This window comes from Mesorhizobium sp. M1348, assembly GCF_040317925.1.
Classification (GTDB): domain Bacteria; phylum Pseudomonadota; class Alphaproteobacteria; order Rhizobiales; family Rhizobiaceae; genus Mesorhizobium.
The window spans coordinates 1-967 of record NZ_JAMYLH010000080.1; the positions used below are offsets into that span (position 1 = coordinate 1).

The following is a 967-nucleotide window of genomic DNA, read 5'->3' on the forward strand; positions in this document are numbered from 1 at the left end:
CAACCGATAACGCATGCTCTTCAGCCAGATCAAAAGCATGCTCACCAATGACAACGGCAACTTCCGCCTCCCAGTCCAGCATCCGTGAGTCTCGAGGCATCAAGATGTCATCATTTGGTCCAACAATGCACGACGGCGCCTTGGAAAAGATAACCGGCTCATCAGGAATGGGAGTGTCGGTCTCGATTGCGTGATCGGTGTAGTTCAGGCCGACCGCGATAAAGTGACGGACCTTAGCTACTGGAGGCCCGAGGCGAACATTGTCCTCGACACGGGGCAATGACGAAGGAGCTGCCGAGCGTAACTTGTCCAAGCCAGCGCGAGACAGCGTACTGCCCCGGATATCTGGAACAACGCTACTAAGATCTCGGATAGCGCCGTCCTCGTCCAGCAACCCCGGTCGCTCGGAGCCGGGCGGTCCAAATCGCAAAAGTTTCATGTCATTTCCTTTAAGGCTCAGCCGGCCGCCGAGTCGGTTTTCAGGCGGGTGTATTCAAGCAGATACCGGCCGACTTGCGCTTTCCGGACGAGAGGATGTTGCAGAACGGCCTGGACGGGTGCTTCCAAGGACTCCACGGTGCAGCCTTCCAGAAGAATGAACCAATTGGGCGGCGCATCATAATCCCTGCGCCCTTCACTCTCCACCCTGCGCACCTGGGTAGCTTCCTCATCTGCCTTGCAGAGATGCGCGCCAGTCAGGAGTGGAAACCGAGTAAATCCGGACACGAGCGCCGAAAGCTCACGGGCCGCCTGCTGTCCATCGTTTGCCGCAGACTGGAAGCGCACCGTGGCAAGGACGCCGCCAGGCCCAGGCCCCTCAGACAACAAGACTCGAGCCAGACCCCGAGACGTATTGAGAAAATGCGACGTTGCGCGCCTCGTCCACGGCGTCGGGGCATTGAGCCGCTTGGCATACTCCTCACCTGTAATGATGTCGAATTGCTCAACTTCGTAGAGCGTAAAGAAT

At 57.9% G+C, this 967-nt stretch carries 2 protein-coding genes; both read right to left on the reverse strand.

All coding sequences use genetic code 11. From position 1 onward, the window contains the following. On the reverse strand, positions 1 to 439 hold a 439-nt coding region (locus NKH13_RS35500; RefSeq protein WP_352917484.1), incomplete at its 3' end, for a fumarylacetoacetate hydrolase family protein. Positions 440 to 456: 17 nt separating this feature from the next. Next, positions 457 to 967: hypothetical protein (locus NKH13_RS35505; protein WP_352917486.1), on the reverse strand; the 511-nt coding region annotated here is incomplete at its 5' end.